Source organism: Mycobacteroides immunogenum (assembly GCF_001605725.1).
Taxonomy (GTDB): domain Bacteria; phylum Actinomycetota; class Actinomycetes; order Mycobacteriales; family Mycobacteriaceae; genus Mycobacterium; species Mycobacterium immunogenum.
Window position 1 is genome coordinate 4,358,213 of record NZ_CP011530.1, and the last position, 17,375, is coordinate 4,375,587.

At 64.7% G+C, this 17,375-nt stretch carries 24 protein-coding genes; 1 reads left to right on the forward strand and 23 read right to left on the reverse strand.

Going from position 1 to position 17,375, the window contains the following annotated elements; all coding sequences use genetic code 11:
• Positions 1-82: 82 nt before the first annotated feature.
• The 17 genes from rplO to ABG82_RS21630 all read right to left on the reverse strand — a co-directional run bounded on the left by rplO (position 83) and on the right by ABG82_RS21630 (position 13,691).
• Complete coding sequence (rplO, locus tag ABG82_RS21550) at positions 83-523, reverse strand: 50S ribosomal protein L15 (RefSeq protein ID WP_043076466.1); 441 nt, start codon at positions 521-523, stop codon at positions 83-85.
• On the reverse strand, positions 523-705 hold the full coding sequence (rpmD, locus tag ABG82_RS21555; RefSeq protein WP_005055719.1) for a 50S ribosomal protein L30: 183 nt from the start codon (positions 703-705) through the stop codon (positions 523-525). The genes rplO and rpmD overlap by 1 nt, the downstream gene beginning before the upstream one ends.
• The gene (gene rpsE, locus ABG82_RS21560; protein WP_043076465.1) at positions 698-1,363 is read right to left on the reverse strand and encodes a 30S ribosomal protein S5; all 666 of its coding nucleotides are present in this window, start codon (positions 1,361-1,363) and stop codon (positions 698-700) included. The genes rpmD and rpsE overlap by 8 nt, the downstream gene beginning before the upstream one ends.
• 28 nt (positions 1,364-1,391) lie before the next feature.
• Complete coding sequence (gene rplR, locus ABG82_RS21565; protein ID WP_043076464.1) at positions 1,392-1,799, reverse strand: 50S ribosomal protein L18; 408 nt, start codon at positions 1,797-1,799, stop codon at positions 1,392-1,394.
• Positions 1,800-1,801: 2 nt separating this feature from the next.
• Positions 1,802-2,341, reverse strand: coding sequence for a 50S ribosomal protein L6 (gene rplF / locus ABG82_RS21570; protein ID WP_043076463.1), 540 nt, complete (start codon positions 2,339-2,341; stop codon positions 1,802-1,804).
• A 14-nt stretch (positions 2,342-2,355) separates the two neighbouring features.
• On the reverse strand, positions 2,356-2,754 hold the full coding sequence (gene rpsH, locus ABG82_RS21575) for a 30S ribosomal protein S8 (protein ID WP_005055710.1): 399 nt from the start codon (positions 2,752-2,754) through the stop codon (positions 2,356-2,358).
• A gap of 267 nt (positions 2,755-3,021) precedes the next feature.
• Positions 3,022-3,513 (reverse strand): MBOE_33420 family protein, encoded by a 492-nt coding sequence (locus ABG82_RS21580; protein ID WP_043076462.1) that lies wholly within the window; start codon positions 3,511-3,513, stop codon positions 3,022-3,024.
• Positions 3,514-3,584: 71 nt separating this feature from the next.
• Entirely contained in the window at positions 3,585-4,937 is a 1,353-nt protein-coding gene (gene gdhA / locus ABG82_RS21585) for an NADP-specific glutamate dehydrogenase (RefSeq protein WP_043076461.1), read from the reverse strand.
• Between the two features lie 56 nt (positions 4,938-4,993).
• Complete coding sequence (locus ABG82_RS21590; RefSeq protein ID WP_043076633.1) at positions 4,994-5,521, reverse strand: hypothetical protein; 528 nt, start codon at positions 5,519-5,521, stop codon at positions 4,994-4,996.
• A 411-nt stretch (positions 5,522-5,932) separates the two neighbouring features.
• Complete coding sequence (locus ABG82_RS21595; RefSeq protein WP_078343703.1) at positions 5,933-7,957, reverse strand: acyltransferase family protein; 2,025 nt, start codon at positions 7,955-7,957, stop codon at positions 5,933-5,935.
• Positions 7,958-8,002: 45 nt separating this feature from the next.
• Positions 8,003-9,523 (reverse strand): carboxylesterase/lipase family protein, encoded by a 1,521-nt coding sequence (locus ABG82_RS21600; RefSeq protein ID WP_043076631.1) that lies wholly within the window; start codon positions 9,521-9,523, stop codon positions 8,003-8,005.
• Positions 9,524-9,641: 118 nt separating this feature from the next.
• A complete protein-coding gene (locus ABG82_RS21605; protein ID WP_043076460.1) occupies positions 9,642-9,827 on the reverse strand; it encodes a type Z 30S ribosomal protein S14 in 186 nt (61 codons plus the stop codon).
• The gene (gene rplE, locus ABG82_RS21610; RefSeq protein ID WP_043076459.1) at positions 9,828-10,418 is read right to left on the reverse strand and encodes a 50S ribosomal protein L5; all 591 of its coding nucleotides are present in this window, start codon (positions 10,416-10,418) and stop codon (positions 9,828-9,830) included. It abuts the gene before it with no gap.
• Positions 10,418-10,735 (reverse strand): 50S ribosomal protein L24, encoded by a 318-nt coding sequence (rplX, locus tag ABG82_RS21615; RefSeq protein WP_043076458.1) that lies wholly within the window; start codon positions 10,733-10,735, stop codon positions 10,418-10,420. The genes rplE and rplX overlap by 1 nt, the downstream gene beginning before the upstream one ends.
• The gene (gene rplN, locus ABG82_RS21620; protein ID WP_043076457.1) at positions 10,736-11,104 is read right to left on the reverse strand and encodes a 50S ribosomal protein L14; all 369 of its coding nucleotides are present in this window, start codon (positions 11,102-11,104) and stop codon (positions 10,736-10,738) included. It lies immediately after the preceding gene.
• Positions 11,105-11,321: 217 nt separating this feature from the next.
• Positions 11,322-12,668 (reverse strand): MFS transporter, encoded by a 1,347-nt coding sequence (locus ABG82_RS21625; protein ID WP_043076456.1) that lies wholly within the window; start codon positions 12,666-12,668, stop codon positions 11,322-11,324.
• A 6-nt stretch (positions 12,669-12,674) separates the two neighbouring features.
• Positions 12,675-13,691, reverse strand: coding sequence for a cutinase family protein (locus ABG82_RS21630; protein ID WP_043076455.1), 1,017 nt, complete (start codon positions 13,689-13,691; stop codon positions 12,675-12,677).
• Positions 13,692-13,864: 173 nt separating this feature from the next.
• Between ABG82_RS21630 and ABG82_RS21635 the strand changes: the two genes are divergently transcribed.
• Positions 13,865-14,716 carry an alpha/beta fold hydrolase gene (locus ABG82_RS21635; protein ID WP_043076454.1) on the forward strand — a complete coding sequence of 284 codons (852 nt, stop codon included), beginning with the start codon at positions 13,865-13,867 and terminating at the stop codon, positions 14,714-14,716.
• Between the two features lie 135 nt (positions 14,717-14,851).
• Here ABG82_RS21635 and rpsQ read toward each other — a convergent pair whose 3' ends face one another.
• The 6 genes from rpsQ to rpsS are packed head-to-tail and all read right to left on the reverse strand — an operon-like array spanning position 14,852 to position 17,375.
• A complete protein-coding gene (gene rpsQ, locus ABG82_RS21640) occupies positions 14,852-15,157 on the reverse strand; it encodes a 30S ribosomal protein S17 (protein WP_005077598.1) in 306 nt (101 codons plus the stop codon).
• Complete coding sequence (rpmC, locus tag ABG82_RS21645; RefSeq protein ID WP_043076453.1) at positions 15,154-15,390, reverse strand: 50S ribosomal protein L29; 237 nt, start codon at positions 15,388-15,390, stop codon at positions 15,154-15,156. The genes rpsQ and rpmC overlap by 4 nt, the downstream gene beginning before the upstream one ends.
• On the reverse strand, positions 15,390-15,806 hold the full coding sequence (gene rplP / locus ABG82_RS21650) for a 50S ribosomal protein L16 (RefSeq protein WP_005055656.1): 417 nt from the start codon (positions 15,804-15,806) through the stop codon (positions 15,390-15,392). Before rplP ends, rpmC begins: the two co-directional genes overlap by 1 nt.
• A gap of 2 nt (positions 15,807-15,808) precedes the next feature.
• Entirely contained in the window at positions 15,809-16,630 is an 822-nt protein-coding gene (gene rpsC / locus ABG82_RS21655) for a 30S ribosomal protein S3 (RefSeq protein ID WP_043076452.1), read from the reverse strand.
• Positions 16,630-17,097 (reverse strand): 50S ribosomal protein L22, encoded by a 468-nt coding sequence (rplV, locus tag ABG82_RS21660; protein ID WP_043076451.1) that lies wholly within the window; start codon positions 17,095-17,097, stop codon positions 16,630-16,632. Before rplV ends, rpsC begins: the two co-directional genes overlap by 1 nt.
• Complete coding sequence (gene rpsS / locus ABG82_RS21665) at positions 17,094-17,375, reverse strand: 30S ribosomal protein S19 (protein WP_005055647.1); 282 nt, start codon at positions 17,373-17,375, stop codon at positions 17,094-17,096. Before rpsS ends, rplV begins: the two co-directional genes overlap by 4 nt.

The window sequence follows — 17,375 nt, forward strand, 5'->3', positions numbered from 1 at the left end:
GAATTGTCGCCATGGCTTCACACTCGGCGAAACAGAAAGGGCGCCCACCCGTAGGTGGACGCCCTTTTCCGAAAAGCGAGAGCTAGACCTCGTTGATCGATCCGCCTGCGGCGGTGATCTTCTCGCGGGCCGAGTCGCTGAACTTGTTGGCCGTGACCGACACCTTGACCTTGAGGTCGCCGTTGCCGAGCACCTTGACCAGCTCGTTCTTGCGGACCGCACCCTTGGCAACCAGGGCCTCGATGGTGACGTCGCCACCCTCGGGGAACAGCCGCTCGATGTCGGCCACGTTCACAACCTGGTACTCAGTGCGGAAGCGGTTCTTGAAGCCCTTGAGCTTCGGGAGCCGCATGTGGATGGGCATCTGCCCACCCTCGAAGGTCACCGGCACGTTCTTGCGTGCCTTGGTGCCCTTGGTACCGCGACCCGCGGTCTTACCCTTGGACCCTTCACCACGACCGACGCGGGTGCGCTCGGTCTTGGAGCCCGGGGCCGGGCGTAGGTGATGCAATTTGATGGTCATTACTTCACATCCTCGACGGTGACCAGATGGCGGACCACCTGGAGCAGGCCGCGGGTCTGCGCGTTGTCCTCACGGACAACGGTCTGACGAATCTTGCGCAGACCCAGTGTCTTCAGACTTTCACGCTGCTTCCATCGGGCTCCGATGGTGCTGCGCACCTGGGTGATCTTCACATCAGCCATGGCTGCCTCCCTGTGCTGCCGCAGCTGCGAACTCGGCGCGGGCCCGGAGCATGCCGGCCGGTGCCACGTCCTCGATGGGCAGACCACGCCGGGCCGCAACCTCTTCGGGGCGCTGCAGCTGCTTGAGCGCCGCGACGGTTGCGTGAACCACGTTGATGGCGTTGTCGCTACCCAGCGACTTGGCCAGGATGTCATGCACGCCAGCGCATTCCAGCACCGCGCGGGCAGCACCACCGGCGATCACACCGGTACCGGCCGAGGCCGGACGCAGCATGACGACACCGGCGGAATCCTCGCCCTGAACCGGGTGGGTGATGGTGCCGCCGATAAGCGGAACACGGAAGAAGTTCTTGCGAGCCTCGTCCACACCCTTGGCGATGGCGGCCGGAACTTCCTTGGCCTTGCCGTAGCCGACGCCCACCAGACCGTTGCCGTCTCCGACGATCACCAGCGCGGTGAAGCTGAACCGGCGACCACCCTTGACGACCTTGGAGACGCGGTTGATGGTGACCACGCGCTCCAGGTAGTTGCTCTTCTCGGCGTTGTCACGCCCACCACGACGGTCGTCGCGGTTGTCACGGCGTCCACGGCCGCCCTCGCGACCGTCGTTGGAGCCGCCTGCATTGTCGGGAGCGCCCGAATTGCGCTGCGCCATCATGCATTCCTTCCGTTGAAAGTCACGAACATCAGAACACCAGCCCGTTCTCGCGGGCGGCGTCGGCAAGTGCGGCAATCCGGCCACCGTAGGTGTAGCCACCGCGGTCGAACACCACGGTGTCCACGCCGGCAGCCTTCGCACGCTCGGCGATCAGCTGACCGACCCGAGCGCTGCGCGCCTTCTTGTCGCCATCCACTGCCTGCACATCGGCCTCGATGGACGAGGCCGCGGCCAGGGTGGTGCCGGTGAGATCGTTGACCAGCTGCACATGAATGTGGCGGGCCGAACGGTTGACGACCAGACGCGGCCGCGCGTCCGTGCCGGACACCTTCTTGCGCAGACGTGCGTGACGACGCAGACGCGAGGCGCGACGCACCTCCGAGACGCTCTTGCCGACGGGCTCGTGCTGCTTCGATTCTGTCTTGGTTTGAGCCATGGTCACTTACCTGTCTTTCCGACCTTGCGGCGGATCTGCTCACCCTCGTAGCGAATGCCCTTGCCCTTGTAGGGGTCCGGGCGACGCAGGCGGCGGATGTTGGCCGAGATCTGGCCAACCTTCTGCTTGTCGATTCCGCTGACCGAGAACTTGGTGGGGGTCTCGACCGCGAACGTGATGCCCTCGGGCGCTTCGATCAGCACCGGGTGGCTGTAACCAAGCGCGAACTCCAGGTTCGAGCCCTTGGCCACCACGCGGTAACCGACGCCGAAGATCTCCATCTTGGTGGTGTAACCCTGGGTCACACCGGTCACCAGGTTGGCGATCAGGGTGCGGGACAAGCCGTGCAGCGAGCGGTTGCGCCGCTCGTCGTCCGGACGGGTCACCACGATGGCGCCATCGTCGTTGCGCGACACCGAGATCGGCTCGCTCACTATCAGCTCAAGGGTGCCCTTGGAGCCCTTCACGGAGATGTTCTGGCCGTCGATGTTGACGTCCACTCCGGCGGGAACCGGCACCGGCTGCTTACCAATACGCGACATGTTTTAGTCCTCCCCTACCAGACGTACGCGAGGACTTCGCCGCCCACGCCCTGTCGGGCTGCCTGGCGGTCGGTGAGCAGGCCAGTGGACGTGGAGATGATCGCCACGCCGAGGCCACCGAGAACCTTGGGCAGATTGGTGGATTTTGCGTACACACGCAGACCGGGCTTCGACACGCGACGCAGACCGGCGATGCTGCGCTCACGGCTGGGGCCGTACTTGAGCGAGACAACCAGGTTCTTGCCCACGCGGGCGTCCTCGGTGCGGTAATCGGTGATGTAGCCCTCGCGCTTGAGGATCTCGGCGATGTTGGCCTTGATCTTCGAGTGCGGAAGGGTCACCTCATCGTGGTATGCCGAATTGGCATTGCGCAGACGTGTCAGAAAGTCTGCGATCGGATCAGTCATGGTCATGACAGAGTCCATCAACCTTTCTCGCCGCGGTTCCCATGCAGCATGCTTGCACTGGTTCCCAAAAAAATGGGGCCTGGCACATCGCACGGTGGGCCTACTGCGAAGTGATCTTCCGTATCTGACCGGGTTCGGTCAGGGGTCGTGCATCAGCAGTGCGATCAGATCAATCTGGAAGCACATACCGACCGGCCGTGGGCATGACAAGCCCAAGCAACCGGTCAAGTGTAGGTGACCTGGACGTACGGACCAAATCGGCGAAGAACCGTCTCAACCCGTCGGCGTCAGCGTGAACGGCAGCCAGTAGGTGCCCGGACCATCACCCGGGCAGCCCGGTGCACCCACCGTGAACGTCCGCTCTCCTGAGAAGCTGCCGTCCCCGTTCGGGATCAGGAAATCGGACCTGGCCGCCATCACCGTGCCGCCCCCATCGCAGTGGAACGGATAGTTCGCCGACGATTCCCACCGATCACCGTCCCACCGGTAGTCGAACAGCGCGGGGGCATGGGGGTTGTCGGCCAGCTCGACCTCCCGCAGCCACCGCGCGACACATCCCTGGGCGGTGCAGGTGGTGGTGAAGCTGGCCGGCTGCGTCGACGGGTCCGAGGGATCCGGCCTGCCCTCAAATGTCTGCCGCGAATGATCCAGATAGGTGGCGTAGCTGCCGTACAGCGGAACCGGCTCGGGCCTGTCGGCCCGCGCGGCAACAGCACCGGTCAATGCCATGATCGCCGCCAGCACCAACGCGCCGCACCCGCGCATACGTCACTGATAACACAGCCGGAGCACACCCGGACTCTAACACAGCCGGAGCACACCCGGACTCGGAATTCTCAGATCACGCCGAGGGCGACCATCGCATCAGCAACCCGGGTGTATCCGGCGAGATTGGCGCCGGTCACGTAGTTCCCCGGGTCGCCGTAGTGGTCGGCGGTCTCGATGCAGGTGGTGTGGATCGATCGCATGATCGCCCGCAGACGTGTCTCGGTCTGCTCAAAGGACCATGAATCACGGCTGGCGTTCTGTTGCATCTCCAGCGCGCTGGTCGCCACGCCCCCGGCATTGGACGCCTTACCCGGCGCGTACAACACCCCTGCCTCCTGGAGGTACTTCACGGCCTCGGGCGTACACGGCATGTTGGCACCCTCGGCGACCAGCTGCACACCGTTCTCGATGAGCGTGCGGGCATCCTTGCCGTCGAGCTCGTTCTGAGTGGCGCACGGCAACGCGACCTGGCACGGCACCTTCCAGATGGTGCCGTCGGTAACCTGGCGCGCTCCCCCGCCATGCTCCTCGACATACTCCGACAGCCGGCCACGGCGGACTTCCTTGATCTCCTTGAGGAGCTCAAGGTTCAGGCCGCGTTCGTCAACGATGTAGCCGTCGCTGTCCGAACAGGCGATCACCTTCGCACCCAGCTGCTGCGCCTTCTCGACGGCGTAGATCGCGACGTTGCCCGCGCCGGACACCACCACCGTCTTGCCGTCCAGTGACTGCGCGCGGGTGGCGAGCATCTCCTGAGCGAAGAGCACCACGCCGTACCCGGTGGCCTCGGTGCGCACCTGGGATCCGCCCCAGGGCAACCCCTTGCCCGTGAGCACCCCGGATTCATAGCGATTGGTGATGCGCTTGTACTGCCCGAAGAGGTATCCGATCTCGCGCTGGCCCACGCCGATATCACCGGCCGGCACGTCGGTGTATTCGCCGACGTGCCGGTACAACTCGGTCATGAAGGACTGACAGAAGCGCATGATCTCGGCATCCGAGCGGCCCTTGGGATCAAAGTCGGATCCGCCCTTGCCGCCGCCGATCGGGAGTCCGGTGAGCGCGTTCTTGAACATCTGCTCAAAGCCAAGGAATTTGACGATCGACAGGCTCACGCTCGGATGAAAACGCAGGCCCCCCTTGTACGGTCCGAGCGCGGAATTGAATTCCACCCGATAGCCGCGATTGATCTCGACGGCACCGTCGTCCCTGATCCAGGGGACACGGAAGATGATCTGCCGCTCGGGCTCACAAATCCGTTCCAGGATCGACCACCGGTCATAGTCCGGCGTCTTACCCACCAAAGGGGTCAGACTGGCCATCACCTCGAGGACGGCCTGATGAAATTCGGCCTCCCCCGGGTTACGTGCGAGGACGGTCTCGAAGCGCGGCTGGAAGACGGGATGCAAGGCCTCTGGCATACCTAACAGAGTGCACCACAGCACATTTGGCTAACGACCCGGCATCAGACCCGCAGCTAGGCAGCGGGAGCCGGCGCGGGAGCCAGCGCGTTGCCCTTGATGACGTAGAAGACGGTGCCCTGCTCGGTGTCGGCCTTGATCAGGCCTGGTCCGGCGCTCTCGGGATGGCCGTCGACCACGCCGACACGTGACAGCTTGGGGTTGGTGCCCACCGCGTGCCAGATGGCCCATTTGCCATCCTTCACGCGCGCGTCGACCTGGACCAGCAGATCATCACGCCCGTCCTGATCGATATCGAGCAACTCGACGGCAGCGCCGCCCAGCCAGCCCTTGAACGGCTCGGAGATCGTCTGCACAACCTTGCCGTCGGCGGTGCGCACCGTGATGGTGGTGGTGGCCCCTTCCGGCTGCGGCGTGCTGCTCTTCTCGAAGCGCAGGCCGAGCTGGTCGTTGGACTGCAGCACCTCGGGGTCAGCGCTGGCCACACCGGGAAGTGCCACCAGGGCCAGCGCCGCGAGCGCCGCTACGCCGGTTGCGCGCAACCGCGCCTTGCTGATTTCTCGTCGACCCTGCGAGATCTGCATCGGTGTGTCCATTCGTCAAGATTTGCTCAGACATGAATTCTTCGACACCCCCCGTCACCTAACGCTCCAGATCAGCGAGTTTGTCGAGCCACTGCCGGGTTATCAGCAATGCGGCATCACAAAGGTATACCAGCGGCACGGCTGCCGCTAACTCAGCGCACTGTTGTGCATCGCATAACAGTGCGCAGCCAACTCCAGCACAGACAACACCCCTGGAACTTTCCTGGCCGTGCGAGGTGCTCAAGTTGCTGAATAGATAGCAAAGTATCTACACGCGGCGGCGCGCATCGTTGCGGGTCCGCGCAGGGCGCTACCGGACACCTCTGGCACAGCATTGAAGGTTGCTGGATGATAGCCACCCGGTGGGCCCGGCGAGACCCGGCGCGCTGCCCCCACGGGCGCCCGCCGACCTCACGGGCGGGCGTGCTCAGCGATGAGGCGCGCGAATTCCGGCTGCAGCCGTTGAGATTCGCCCACGGTGATGTGCCCACCGTCGCGCGCCACCCACCGCCAGCCGATATTGGTGCGACACATCTGCTCCGGGCACATCAACGGACCCAGCTCGGTGGTGGACACCCCGGGTAGGCCGTCGGCAGCCCGCTGTTCGGCTGCCGCGACAGGTTGTTGTTGACGCTGAATATCCGCCAGCGGCACCGATCGGCCACAGCGGCCCGACGGCGACATCCACACCTGATACCCCGGGCACTTGTACAGGTCCCAGTTCACGAAATGCGGCAGAGTGTGCACGACAAGGACCGGAACCCCGGCGGCAGCGAGCCTCTGCAGCACGGTCCGCAGACCCCGTTCCCACAATTCGGCCTTGCCCACGTCGTCGACGACCCACTCCCCGCTGCTGGGCTCGCGGAATCTGACGTGTTGATCGGCCAGAAAGTAATCGCTCGACGCGGACGCGATCACCACCAGACCCGGACGCATCTCCTCTGCAAGGGCACGTGTCCAGCGCTGCACGAAGTCGAGGCAGCCAGGCGGGGAAGGATCGAGAACCAGCGCGACGAAGGGGCAGGCGGCATTCGTCGCCAGAATCGCCGTCCGGTTTTGCTGCGTCGCGGCGGGGATGAGCGCCTCGGCGAACTGTCCGGCGTTCGAATCACCGACCAGAACCACCGACCGCGAGCCGACTTCTCCGCCCTGCGGCCATAGGCAACTCAGTCGGGTCTTTTCGTCGTCGGGCATGTTGCCAATGCAACCTTTGTCCACATCCCAGTGCGCGACCCGTTGCGCACGTGCATCGCGGATCTCCGGTGTGGCTATCTGGGCCGCACCGAAAGCCGCCGCCGAAACGAACACGGCCAATCCCACTGATGCCGCCACCAGTCGCGGTGCGCGCAGATCACCGAGCCGGCGTCCGGTACGAATCGGATCCTCGACATACCGCTTGGACAGCCAGGCGGGCAGCAGTGACAGCGCACCGGCAAGGGGCACCATCCACCAGCGATGCTGGACGCTCGCCAGAATGTTGACGAAGACAATCACCGGCCAATGCCAGAGGTACCAGCTGTAGGACAGATCACCGATCCATTGCATCGGCGGCGTCGAGAGCGCCCAGCCGACCGGCTGTCGTGTCGAGATGGATCCGGCGACGATCAACAATCCCGAACCCAGCACGGGGATGAGTGCGAGCAGGCCCGGGAAGGGGTCGGCCGCCGAGATCGCGAGCGCGCCCCAGGCGATACCGGCTGCCCCCAGTGCCGCCGTCGGGACCACCGCCCGCGGGCTCCAGCGCCGTATCCGATGCTCGCCCAGCGCGATCAGCGCACCCATGCCGAATTCCCATGCGCGCGTGGGCGAGCTGTAGAACGAGAAGGCCGCGTTGTGCGCATGGAATGGGAACCCGCCGCTCGCCGTGAGGTACATCGCGAGCAGGAACGACAGCAGGGACAGCACCAGCAGCAGCCAGAAGGTGACCGCTGGGCGGCTGGCCCGCCACCGCGCCGCGACGCACGCGGCCAGCACCATCACACCCGGAAAAATGAGATAGAACTGCTCTTCGACGGCCAGCGACCAGGTGTGCAGGAACGGGTTCATCGCCGCCGGCGCGGCGAAATATCCCGAGGGCTCCAGAAAAAGCACGGCGTTAGAAACGAACAAGGCTGCGGCGGCAGCCGTCCGGGCCGCAACCTGCATTGAGCCCAATGGGCTTTGAATGACGGCGGCCACCGGCAGCACGGCCACGATCAGCAGGGCAAGCGCGGGCAGTAGTCGTCGTACCCGGCGCGCGTAAAAGCGACGCAAATCGATGCGCCCCGCCCGCTCGGTCTCGCGTAGGAGCAACCGGGTGATGACAAATCCGGAGATGACGAAGAAGACATCGACGCCCACGAATCCACCGGAAACAGGTAAACCGCTGTGATAGGCGACAACAAGAAGGACGGCTACCGCACGTAAGCCCTGGATATCCCTCCGGCGGTCAATCACCGGCCGAGTCTAGATGACGAGCGTTCCCAGATTAATCTTGGCTAGCTACCGCCAGTAACCGCACTGATGATTGTCCGCGAAACCCTTCTCGGATGCGGGCGCCGGTGGCGCCAGACGCTGGAACGCTCCCCCGGGTACGTACTTGGGCCAGTCAGGCTGGCCTCCTACGTTGGGGTTTCCCGTCTTCACAAACTGAGTCCAGTACGCGATCATCTGCGCGGACAAGGCGGCGGATTCCCGATTCATGGGCTTGGACAGGTCGAACAGATACCCCAGTTCCGAGCCGTGCGAGGCGCCCAGCGGCAACGGCGCATCGCGATACTGCGCTTCCACCGGGGCGGCGGGGTCGGCGAATTCGTAGGCATACACCGGCATCTTGCGGCCCAGCGCCTCGGCCATCGCGAACGTCGGACACGCGTAGCTGTTGTCGGTGTCGATGGCCGCGAGGGCGGCGAGCACATTGCCGCCAAAGGCCGGCAGCGGATACCGCCGTCCCAGCTCGGTTGCCCGGTCCCCGTACTTGCTTTCCAGTGCACTCTGATACTCGTCGACGCGGCTCGGCACCGGCTTACCCTGGTATTGCTGGGCCTCAAACACTGTGGCCTCGTTGGCATTACTGCCGATGAGAACGGGCACGGGAGACAGCGAGAAACCACTGGTGAAGGCATCGAGAGGCGGCGCGGGCAGCTCCGGGGTGCCCGTGACGGGGCTCACCGGCAGGCCAATGCCGGTGAACTGCGGGGAGTCACGCAGCGCGTCGACCGACAGCGCGCGCAAGCAATCCGCCAGGGTGGGACCGGCAGCACAACCAACCCCCGCGGCATAGGCCGTGCTATCGCGGACCGCCGAGGAGACGGCGGCCTGGGCCTGGCATGGGGCGCTCTCCATGATCGCGGACCGAAACAGACCGGTCGCCTTGGGCGACACCATCAGATCGCATACCGCTACCGCACCCGCCGATTGGCCGGCAATGGTCACCTGACCGGGATCGCCCCCGAATTCGGCAATGTTGTCTCGCACCCAGCGCAGTGCCGCTTCCTGATCTAGCAGTCCGTAGTTGCCGATCACGTCAGAGAGACCGTGGGCGGCCAAAAATCCCAGCGTGCCCAACCGGTAATTGAAGGTCACCACCGCAATCCCGCCCTGGGCGGCCAGTTTGCGCGCGTCATAGCCGGCGCCGTTTCCCGCGATGAACGCACCACCATGTATCCACACCAGCACCGGCACCTTCCCCTCGGTGTGCCGGGGCATGGTCACGGTAAGCAGCAGACAGTCCTCGGTCTGCGGCAGATCGCTTTCGTGACCCGGTTGCGGGCATTCGACACCCGGGCCCGTCGCATCGCGGGTACCCGACCACGGTGCGACCGGACCGGGCTCGGTGAATCGCCGCGCGCCCACCGGCGGTGCCGCGTACGGAATTCCGGTGAACACACGGACCTCGTCATCGACATGCCCGCGCAGCGCACCCGCACGGGTATTGACGATCGCCGGATCCGCCGCCTGGGTGGGGCTGCACGAAACAACCGCCGTCAGAACAACCACCGCCGCCAACAGCAGCCGCATCACGTTCCACTTCTCGGGCACGGGCGCAAGCGTAATGGCCCCGGGACCCCGCAGACGCAATCGAGCGCAGAGACGACAATAGGCCGGGACAGCTGCCTGTCCCGGCCTATTGTTCAGTCGCTTACCAGCTGCTCTTGCGGATGCCTGGCAGCTCGCCCGCGTGTGCCATCTCCCGCAGGCAGATTCGGCACAGGCCGAACTTGCGGAACACCGCATGCGGACGTCCACACCGGTTGCACCGGGTGTACGCGCGCACCGCGAACTTAGGCTTCTTGTTGGCCTTATTGACCAGCGCAGTCTTCGCCATCTACTTCTTCGCTCCCTGCTCAAGTTCTTTGAAGGGGAAACCGAGTTGCCGCAGCAGCGCCCGCCCCTCGTCGTCGGTGGTCGCCGAGGTGACGACGGTGATGTCCATGCCCCGCGGGCGGTCGATGGAGTCCACGTCGATCTCGTGGAACATCGACTGCTCGGTGAGACCGAAGGTGTAGTTGCCCTTGCCGTCGAACTGCTTGGGCGACAGGCCGCGGAAGTCCCTGATACGCGGCAGCGCGATGGACACGAGGCGGTCCAGGAATTCCCACATGCGGTCGCCGCGCAGCGTGACGCGCGCGCCGATCGGCATGCCCTCACGCAGCTTGAACTGCGCGATGGACTTACGGGCCTTGCGGATCTCCGGCTTCTGGCCGGTGATCAGGGCCAGGTCGGCGACGGCGCCGTTGATGAGCTTGGCGTCACGTGCTGCGTCGCCGACACCCATGTTGACGATGACCTTCACCACGCCCGGGATCTGCATCACGTTGGCGTAGTTGAACTCGTCGTTCAGCGCGGTCTTGATCTCTTCGCGGTAGCGCGTCTTCAGACGCGGAGGCGTATTCACGGTGTTCTCGGTGGTGGTCATCAGATGTCCTTCCCGTTGCGGCGGGAGATACGGACCTTCTTGCCGGTCTCTTCGTCGATGCGGTAGCCAATGCGGGTCGGCTTGCCGTCGGAGTCGATCACCATCACGTTCGAGACGTGGATGGCGGCCTCCTGCGTGACAATGCCGCCGGAGGATGCGCCGCGCTCATTTGCCGACTGGGGGGTGTGCTTCTTGATCCGGTTGACGCCCTCGACGAGGACCCGGTTGCGCTCGGGGTAGGCCGCGATGACCTTGCCCTTGGCGCCCTTGTCCTTACCGGCGATGACGAGAACGGTGTCGCCCTTGTGCACCTTCATTTACAGCACCTCCGGGGCGAGCGAAACGATCTTCATGAACTTCTTGTCGCGCAGCTCGCGACCGACGGGCCCGAAGATACGGGTGCCACGCGGGTCGTTGTCGGCCTTGATGATGACGGCGGCGTTCTCATCGAACTTGATGTAGCTGCCATCCGGGCGGCGACGCTCTTTGACGGTACGGACTACGACGGCTTTAACTACGTCTCCACGCTTGACGGTGCCTCCGGGGACGGCGTCCTTGACGGTCGCCACAATGATGTCCCCGATCCCGGCGTAGCGTCGCGACGAGCCACCGAGCACGCGGATGCACAAGATCTCCTTGGCACCGGTGTTGTCGGCGACCTTCAGCCGTGACTCCTGCTGAATCACTGGTCTCTCCTACGTGACCTGGAAGTGGATGTGTGGCGGATTCCGACCCGACACACGCGGTCATATTGCCTCCGGTGGCTAGCCACCGCAGACAACCGGCCCAGTGTAGGCGAACACGCAGGTGAAACCCAAATCGTCGCCACCCTCCCCGCCGACACGCCGCGTTGTGCGTCACCCACTCGCACGATGCATCAGAAACCGTAGTTTCGGTGCCGGGCTATCGGTTGAAGGCCGCGCCTTGCTCGCGGTCCAGGTACGTGTCCGACTTGTTCTTGAGGAAGAACAGGTAGACCACCAGCGAGATCGCGATACACACCGTCACATACCCGATGAACAGCGGAACCTGACCGTGCTCCTTGAGCGCCTGATAGATCAGCGGCGCGGTACCGCCGAACACCGAGTTGGCCAGCGCATAGCCCACACCCACGCCCAACGCGCGCACGTGCGACGGAAACAGCTCGGACTTCACCAGCGCGTTGATCGAGGTGTAGCCCGTCAAGATCACGTAGGAGACGGCAACCAGCAGAAATGACGCGATCGGTGAATGCGTCTGCGGCAGGTACGTGATGAGCACATAGGTATAGAAGACGCCGCCGAAACCGAACCAGAGCAGCAGCGGCTTGCGGCCCACCTTGTCGCTGATGATGCCGCCAATAGGCTGCAGCAGCATCAGCAGGATGAGCCCTGCCAGGTTGATCCAGGTGGCCGTCATCGCCTGGTCCTTGTAGGCGGTCTTGACGATGGCCGGCGCGTTGACGCTGTAGGTGTAGAACGCCAGGGTGCCGCCCATGGTGATGAGGAAGCACAGCAGTAGCGGTTTCCAATACCGGGTGAGCAGCACGCGCATGGATCCCGAGCTGGTGTCATCGCCTGCCTTGATGGCGGCCAACTGCTCCTCGCTGAGGGATTCGTCCATGGTGCGCCGCAACCAGTACACGACGATCGCTGCCACACCGCCGACGGCGAAGGCTATGCGCCAACCGAATTCGTGAACCTGCTCGGGGTCGAGCACCGTCAGGATGATCAGCAGCGTGAATTGGGCGAGCACGTGCCCACCCACCAGAGTCACGTATTGAAACGACGAGAAGAATCCTCGCCGCTCCCGGGTGGCCGCCTCGGACATGTAGGTGGCCGAGGTGCCGTATTCGCCGCCCGTCGCGAAGCCCTGAACGAGACGGCACAGGATCAACACGATCGGTGCGGCCATGCCGATGCTGGTGCGTGAGGGCACCAGGGCGATGACCATCGAGCAGGCCGCCATCAGGGTGACGCTGAGGGTCAGCGCGGCACGACGGCCATTTCGGTCGGCGAAGCGACCGAAGAACCACGATCCCAGCGGCCGCGTGATGAAGGTGACCGCGAAGATCGCGTACACGTAGACCGTCGAGTTCTGATCGGATTCGTCGAAGAATTGCTTCTCGAAATACATCGCGAAGACGGTGTAGACGTAGACGTCGTACCATTCGACGAGGTTGCCGGACGACCCTCTGATGGTGTTCCAGATTGCGCGACGGGTCTGCGCCCGATCCGAGGGGGTTGGGGTTTCAGCAGCAGAAACAGTCATGCAGGCTTACTGACCCGGACCTGGCGGCGGACCGTGCCGTGCCGGGTCGGGCGCGGGGAGGGTGCTGGTCACCGCCGCGGGCACATCGGCCTCCGGAGCGTCGGTCGCCGGCAACATCCACGCGGGCACCCTTCGGGAGGTCGGGGCGGCCACCGGTTTGGGCGTGGACGACGAGGTCGCCGCGGGCGCCGGTGACGCGCCGGACGAGGTGGGTGCCGGCGTTGTGGCGGGCGTCGTGGTGGCGCTCAACGGATTGGCGCTCTTGGACGTGGACGCCGGGGCACCGGACGCGCTGGTGGATGTACTGCTGGAGGCGGCGGCGGCACTGCTGCTGGCGGCGACGGCTGCCAGCCGGTTGACGACGAAGTCGGCCGCCTTGTCGGCCGATCCGTCGGATTTGTACTGCATATGCGGGCCCAGCCCGCCGCCGTTCGGATCGCAGATGCCGTCGCCTGGATTGCAGATGTCGATGATCTTGCTGCGCTGGTCGTCTCTGATCGTCAGGTCCAGGTTCATCCCGGCGACCTGCCAGTTCTTCGGGTTCCCGATCAATACGATTGCGGCGACGCGCTTTTCGAGATCTGCCGGCAGCGGGTTGTTGAAGGTGAGCCCGGTTCCGTTCTTGCCGAACAGCACGTCCACCACGGCCGCGCCCTGCGAGAATCCGCCCAGCACGAATTGCGTGTTCGGGCAGTTCCGGGCCACTTCCTGAACGTGGTAGCTCATGTCGTTGGCACCGTCACCGGCGCGCACCCAGTCGAAGCTGGCTGGATAGTTCACCGCGTAAACGTCCACGGCCTTGCCCGCGAGGCGGCCGGTGAGCTCATCGGTGAACGCCTGGCCCACATCGCCCAGCCCCGGCGAGTCATTGGTGCCGCGGGCGAAGGACACATCGACGTCCGGGCAGCCCGCGGCGTTGGCGGTGGGCCAGTTGTCGTTGTGGGTGGCCAGTATCGCGGCGGCCGCCGCCGATACCGAGAAGATGGAAACCCCGACCGATCCACGCCTGACGTATCGGTTCATTGGTCCAGCGTAGACAGGTCGGCCTTCACATTCACAGTCTTGGACCGATCCCAAAACGACTCTTACCGGGTCCTTACTCGCACCTCATCGGCAGGCCCGGAACCGGCCTGTGCCCTACCCACTCAGCGGACACCGCCGTCGCCCGAAACTGAAACACGTTCTACTCTTGTCTGGTGGACGTGACATACGAGGGCACCAAGAAAGAACTGGCCACCGACGAGGGTGTGCTGCGCTATCACGAGGCCGGCGAGGGCGAGCCGCTGATCCTGCTGCACGGCTCCGGTCCCGGCGTCACGGGATGGCGCAACTACCGCGGGAACCTCGCGGTTTTCGCCGAGCACTTCCACACCTACGTCTTGGAGTTCCCCGGCTTCGGCGTCAGCGACGCCGTGCAGGGACACCCCGTCCTGACGGCCGGTGCCTCGGTGATCAGGTTCATGGACGGTCTCGGCATCTCCTCCGCCGCCATCGTGGGGAACTCGATGGGCGGTGTTGTCGGCGTCAATTTGGCGATCAAGCACCCGGATCGCATCACCAAGCTCGTCACCATCGGCGGCGTCGGACCGAACATCTTCAGCCCTAGCCCCAGCGAGGGTCTACGCCTACTGCAGGAGTTCACCGACAACCCCGACCGCGACAAGCTGGTGCGCTGGCTCAACTCCATGGTGTGGGATCCCGCCGTCGTCACCGACGAACTCATCGAGGAACGCTGGGAAGCAGCGATCAATCCGGACGCGCACAAGACCGCGCAGCTGATGTACGGCTCCAAGGCCTTTGCGATGCAACAGCAGTTCCTGGCCAACGCCGACATCCCGCCGTACTGGGCGATGATGCACAAGATCAAGTGCCCGACGCTGCTCACCTGGGGCCGCGATGACAGGGTCAGCCCGCCCGATATGGCGATCGTGCCGATGCGGCTCATCCCCAACGCCGAGTTGCACATCTTCCCGAACAGCGGTCACTGGGTGATGATCGAGGCCAAGGCGGCCTTCGAGCAGACGGTGGTGGACTTCCTGCGACGCTAGTCATCGAGCGCATACCGCACGCGGACCGATTATCGGGATCGCCTGCGTGCGGTACGCGCTCGACACAGGACCTCACTCCCCCGACGCAAAAGCGCGCCGCCCCTCACGGGAACGGCGCGCTTTACACGTAGCTGACTACTTGGCCTTCTCGAGAACCTCGACCAGGCGCCACCGCTTGGTGGCCGACGTCGGGCGGGTCTCCATCAGCGAGACGCGGTCGCCGACACCGGCGTCACCGTTCTCGTCGTGGGCCTTGACCTTCGACGTGGTGCGGATGATCTTGCCGTACAGCGAGTGCCGGTTACGGGACTCGAGCTCGACCACGATGGTCTTCTGCATCTTGTCCGAAACGACATAGCCGATGGCGGTCTTACGACGCCCGCGCGGCTGCTCGGTGGCCGGGGTGTGCTTGGGCCCTGCGGCCTTCTTGGTGTCGCTCACTTGCTGTCCTCGCTATCGGGTCCTGCGGCCAATCCGAGCTCGCGCTCACGCATCACCGTGTAGATGCGCGCGATCTCCTGGCGCACCGCACGCAGCCGACGGTTGTTGGCGAGCTGACCGGTGGCCATCTGGAAGCGCAGGTTGAACAGCTCTTCCTTGGACTCACGCAGCTTGGTAACCAGCTCTTCCTCGGTGCTTTCCCGCAGTTCGCCAGCGGAAATTCCCACTGCCATCAGAACTGCTCCTCTCGTGTGATGATGCGCGCCTTGATCGGCAGCTTGTGGATCGCGCGCGTCAACGCCTGGCGCGCGGTCTCTTCGTTCGGGTAGCTCAACTCGAACAGCACACGACCGGGCTTGACGTTCGCAACCCACCACTCCGGCGAACCCTTACCGGAACCCATGCGGGTTTCGGCGGGCTTCTTGGTCAGCGGGCGGTCCGGGAAGATGTTGATCCACACCTTGCCGCCACGCTTGATGTGCCGGTTGATGGCGATACGAGCGGACTCGATCTGCCGGTTCGTGATGTATGCGTGGCCCAGCGCCTGGATGCCGTAGTCACCGAAGGCGACGGTGGTACCGCCCGAGGCGGTGCCCTTCTTCTTCGGGTGATGCTGCTTGCGGTGCTTGACCTTACGGGGAATCAGCATGTTTAGCTCTCCGTGCTTGTCTCGGCCGCAGATGCGTCCGGGGTCGCGGTGTTTTCCACGGCGGCACGGCCGGCCTCAGTGCTCGTCGCGGTGGTACCCGAGGCGCCGCTACGACGCGGACGGGCACCGGCCGGACGCTCACGGCGCGGACGGTCACCGGCGGGCGCGGCCACCGAGGCGGCGAGCTCGCGCTTGCCACCGACGATGTCGCCCTTGTAGATCCAGACCTTCACACCGATGCGGCCGAAGGTGGTCTTGGCCTCGTACAGGCCGTAGTCGATATCGGCACGCAGCGTGTGCAGCGGCACCCGACCTTCGCGGTAGAACTCCGAACGGCTCATCTCAGCACCGCCCAGGCGGCCGGAGCACTGCACCCGGATGCCCTTGACGTTCGGCTGACGCATGGCCGACTGGATGGCCTTGCGCATTGCGCGGCGGAATGCCACACGATTCGAGAGCTGCTCGGCGACACCCTGGGCAACCAGCTGCGCCTCGGCCTCGGGGTTCTTCACCTCGAGGATGTTCAGCTGCACCTGCTTGCCGGTCAGCTTCTCCAGGTCGGCGCGGATGCGGTCGGCCTCGGTGCCACGACGGCCGATGACGATGCCGGGACGCGCGGTGTGGATGTCGACGCGAACCCGGTCACGGGTGCGCTCGATCTCCACCTTGGCGATACCGGCACGCTCCAGGCCAGTGGCCAGCAGACGGCGGATCGCCACGTCTTCCTTGACATAGTCCGCGTACTGCTTGTCGGCGTACCAGCGGGACTTCCAGTCGGTGGTGATACCGAGCCGGAAACCGTGCGGATTGATCTTCTGGCCCACTAGCTGGTGCCTCCCTTTGACTCAGTCTTCTTGGCGGCAGCCTTCGAGCCCTCGGCCCGGCGGGCGCGAGAGCCGGCAGCGGAGGCTCCGGCCTTACCGCCCTTGTCGGTCTTGGGACGGCTCTCCACCACCACAGTGATGTGGCTGGTGCGCTTGCGGATCCGGAACGCACGACCCTGCGCGCGGGGACGGATGCGCTTGGCGGTCGGGCCCTCGTCGGCGAAGATCTCCGACACCACGAGGGTGGAGGGATCCAGGCCGTCGTTGTTCTGCGCGTTGGCAGCAGCGCTGGCGATGACCTTGGCCACCGGCTCGCTGGCCGCCTGCGGCGCCCACCGCAGGATGTCGATCGCGTCGTTCACCGACTTGCCGCGCACCAGGTCGATGACCCGGCGTGCCTTGGTCGGCGAGACCCGCACGAAGCGGGCCTTGGCTGTCGCCGAAGGAAATTCGGTAGTAGTGGTCATCGCCGCTTGCTCTTTCGGTCGTCCTTGATGTGACCCTTGAAGGTGCGCGTCGGGGCGAACTCGCCCAGCTTGTGACCGACCATCGACTCGGTGACGAAGACGGGGACGTGCTTACGCCCGTCGTGCACCGCGAAGGTGTGGCCAATGAAGTCGGGGATGATGGTCGACCGACGCGACCAGGTCTTGATGACCTGCTTGGTGTTCTTCTCGTTCTGCACGTCGACCTTCTTGAGCAGATGGTCGTCGATGAACGGGCCCTTCTTGAGGCTGCGTGGCAT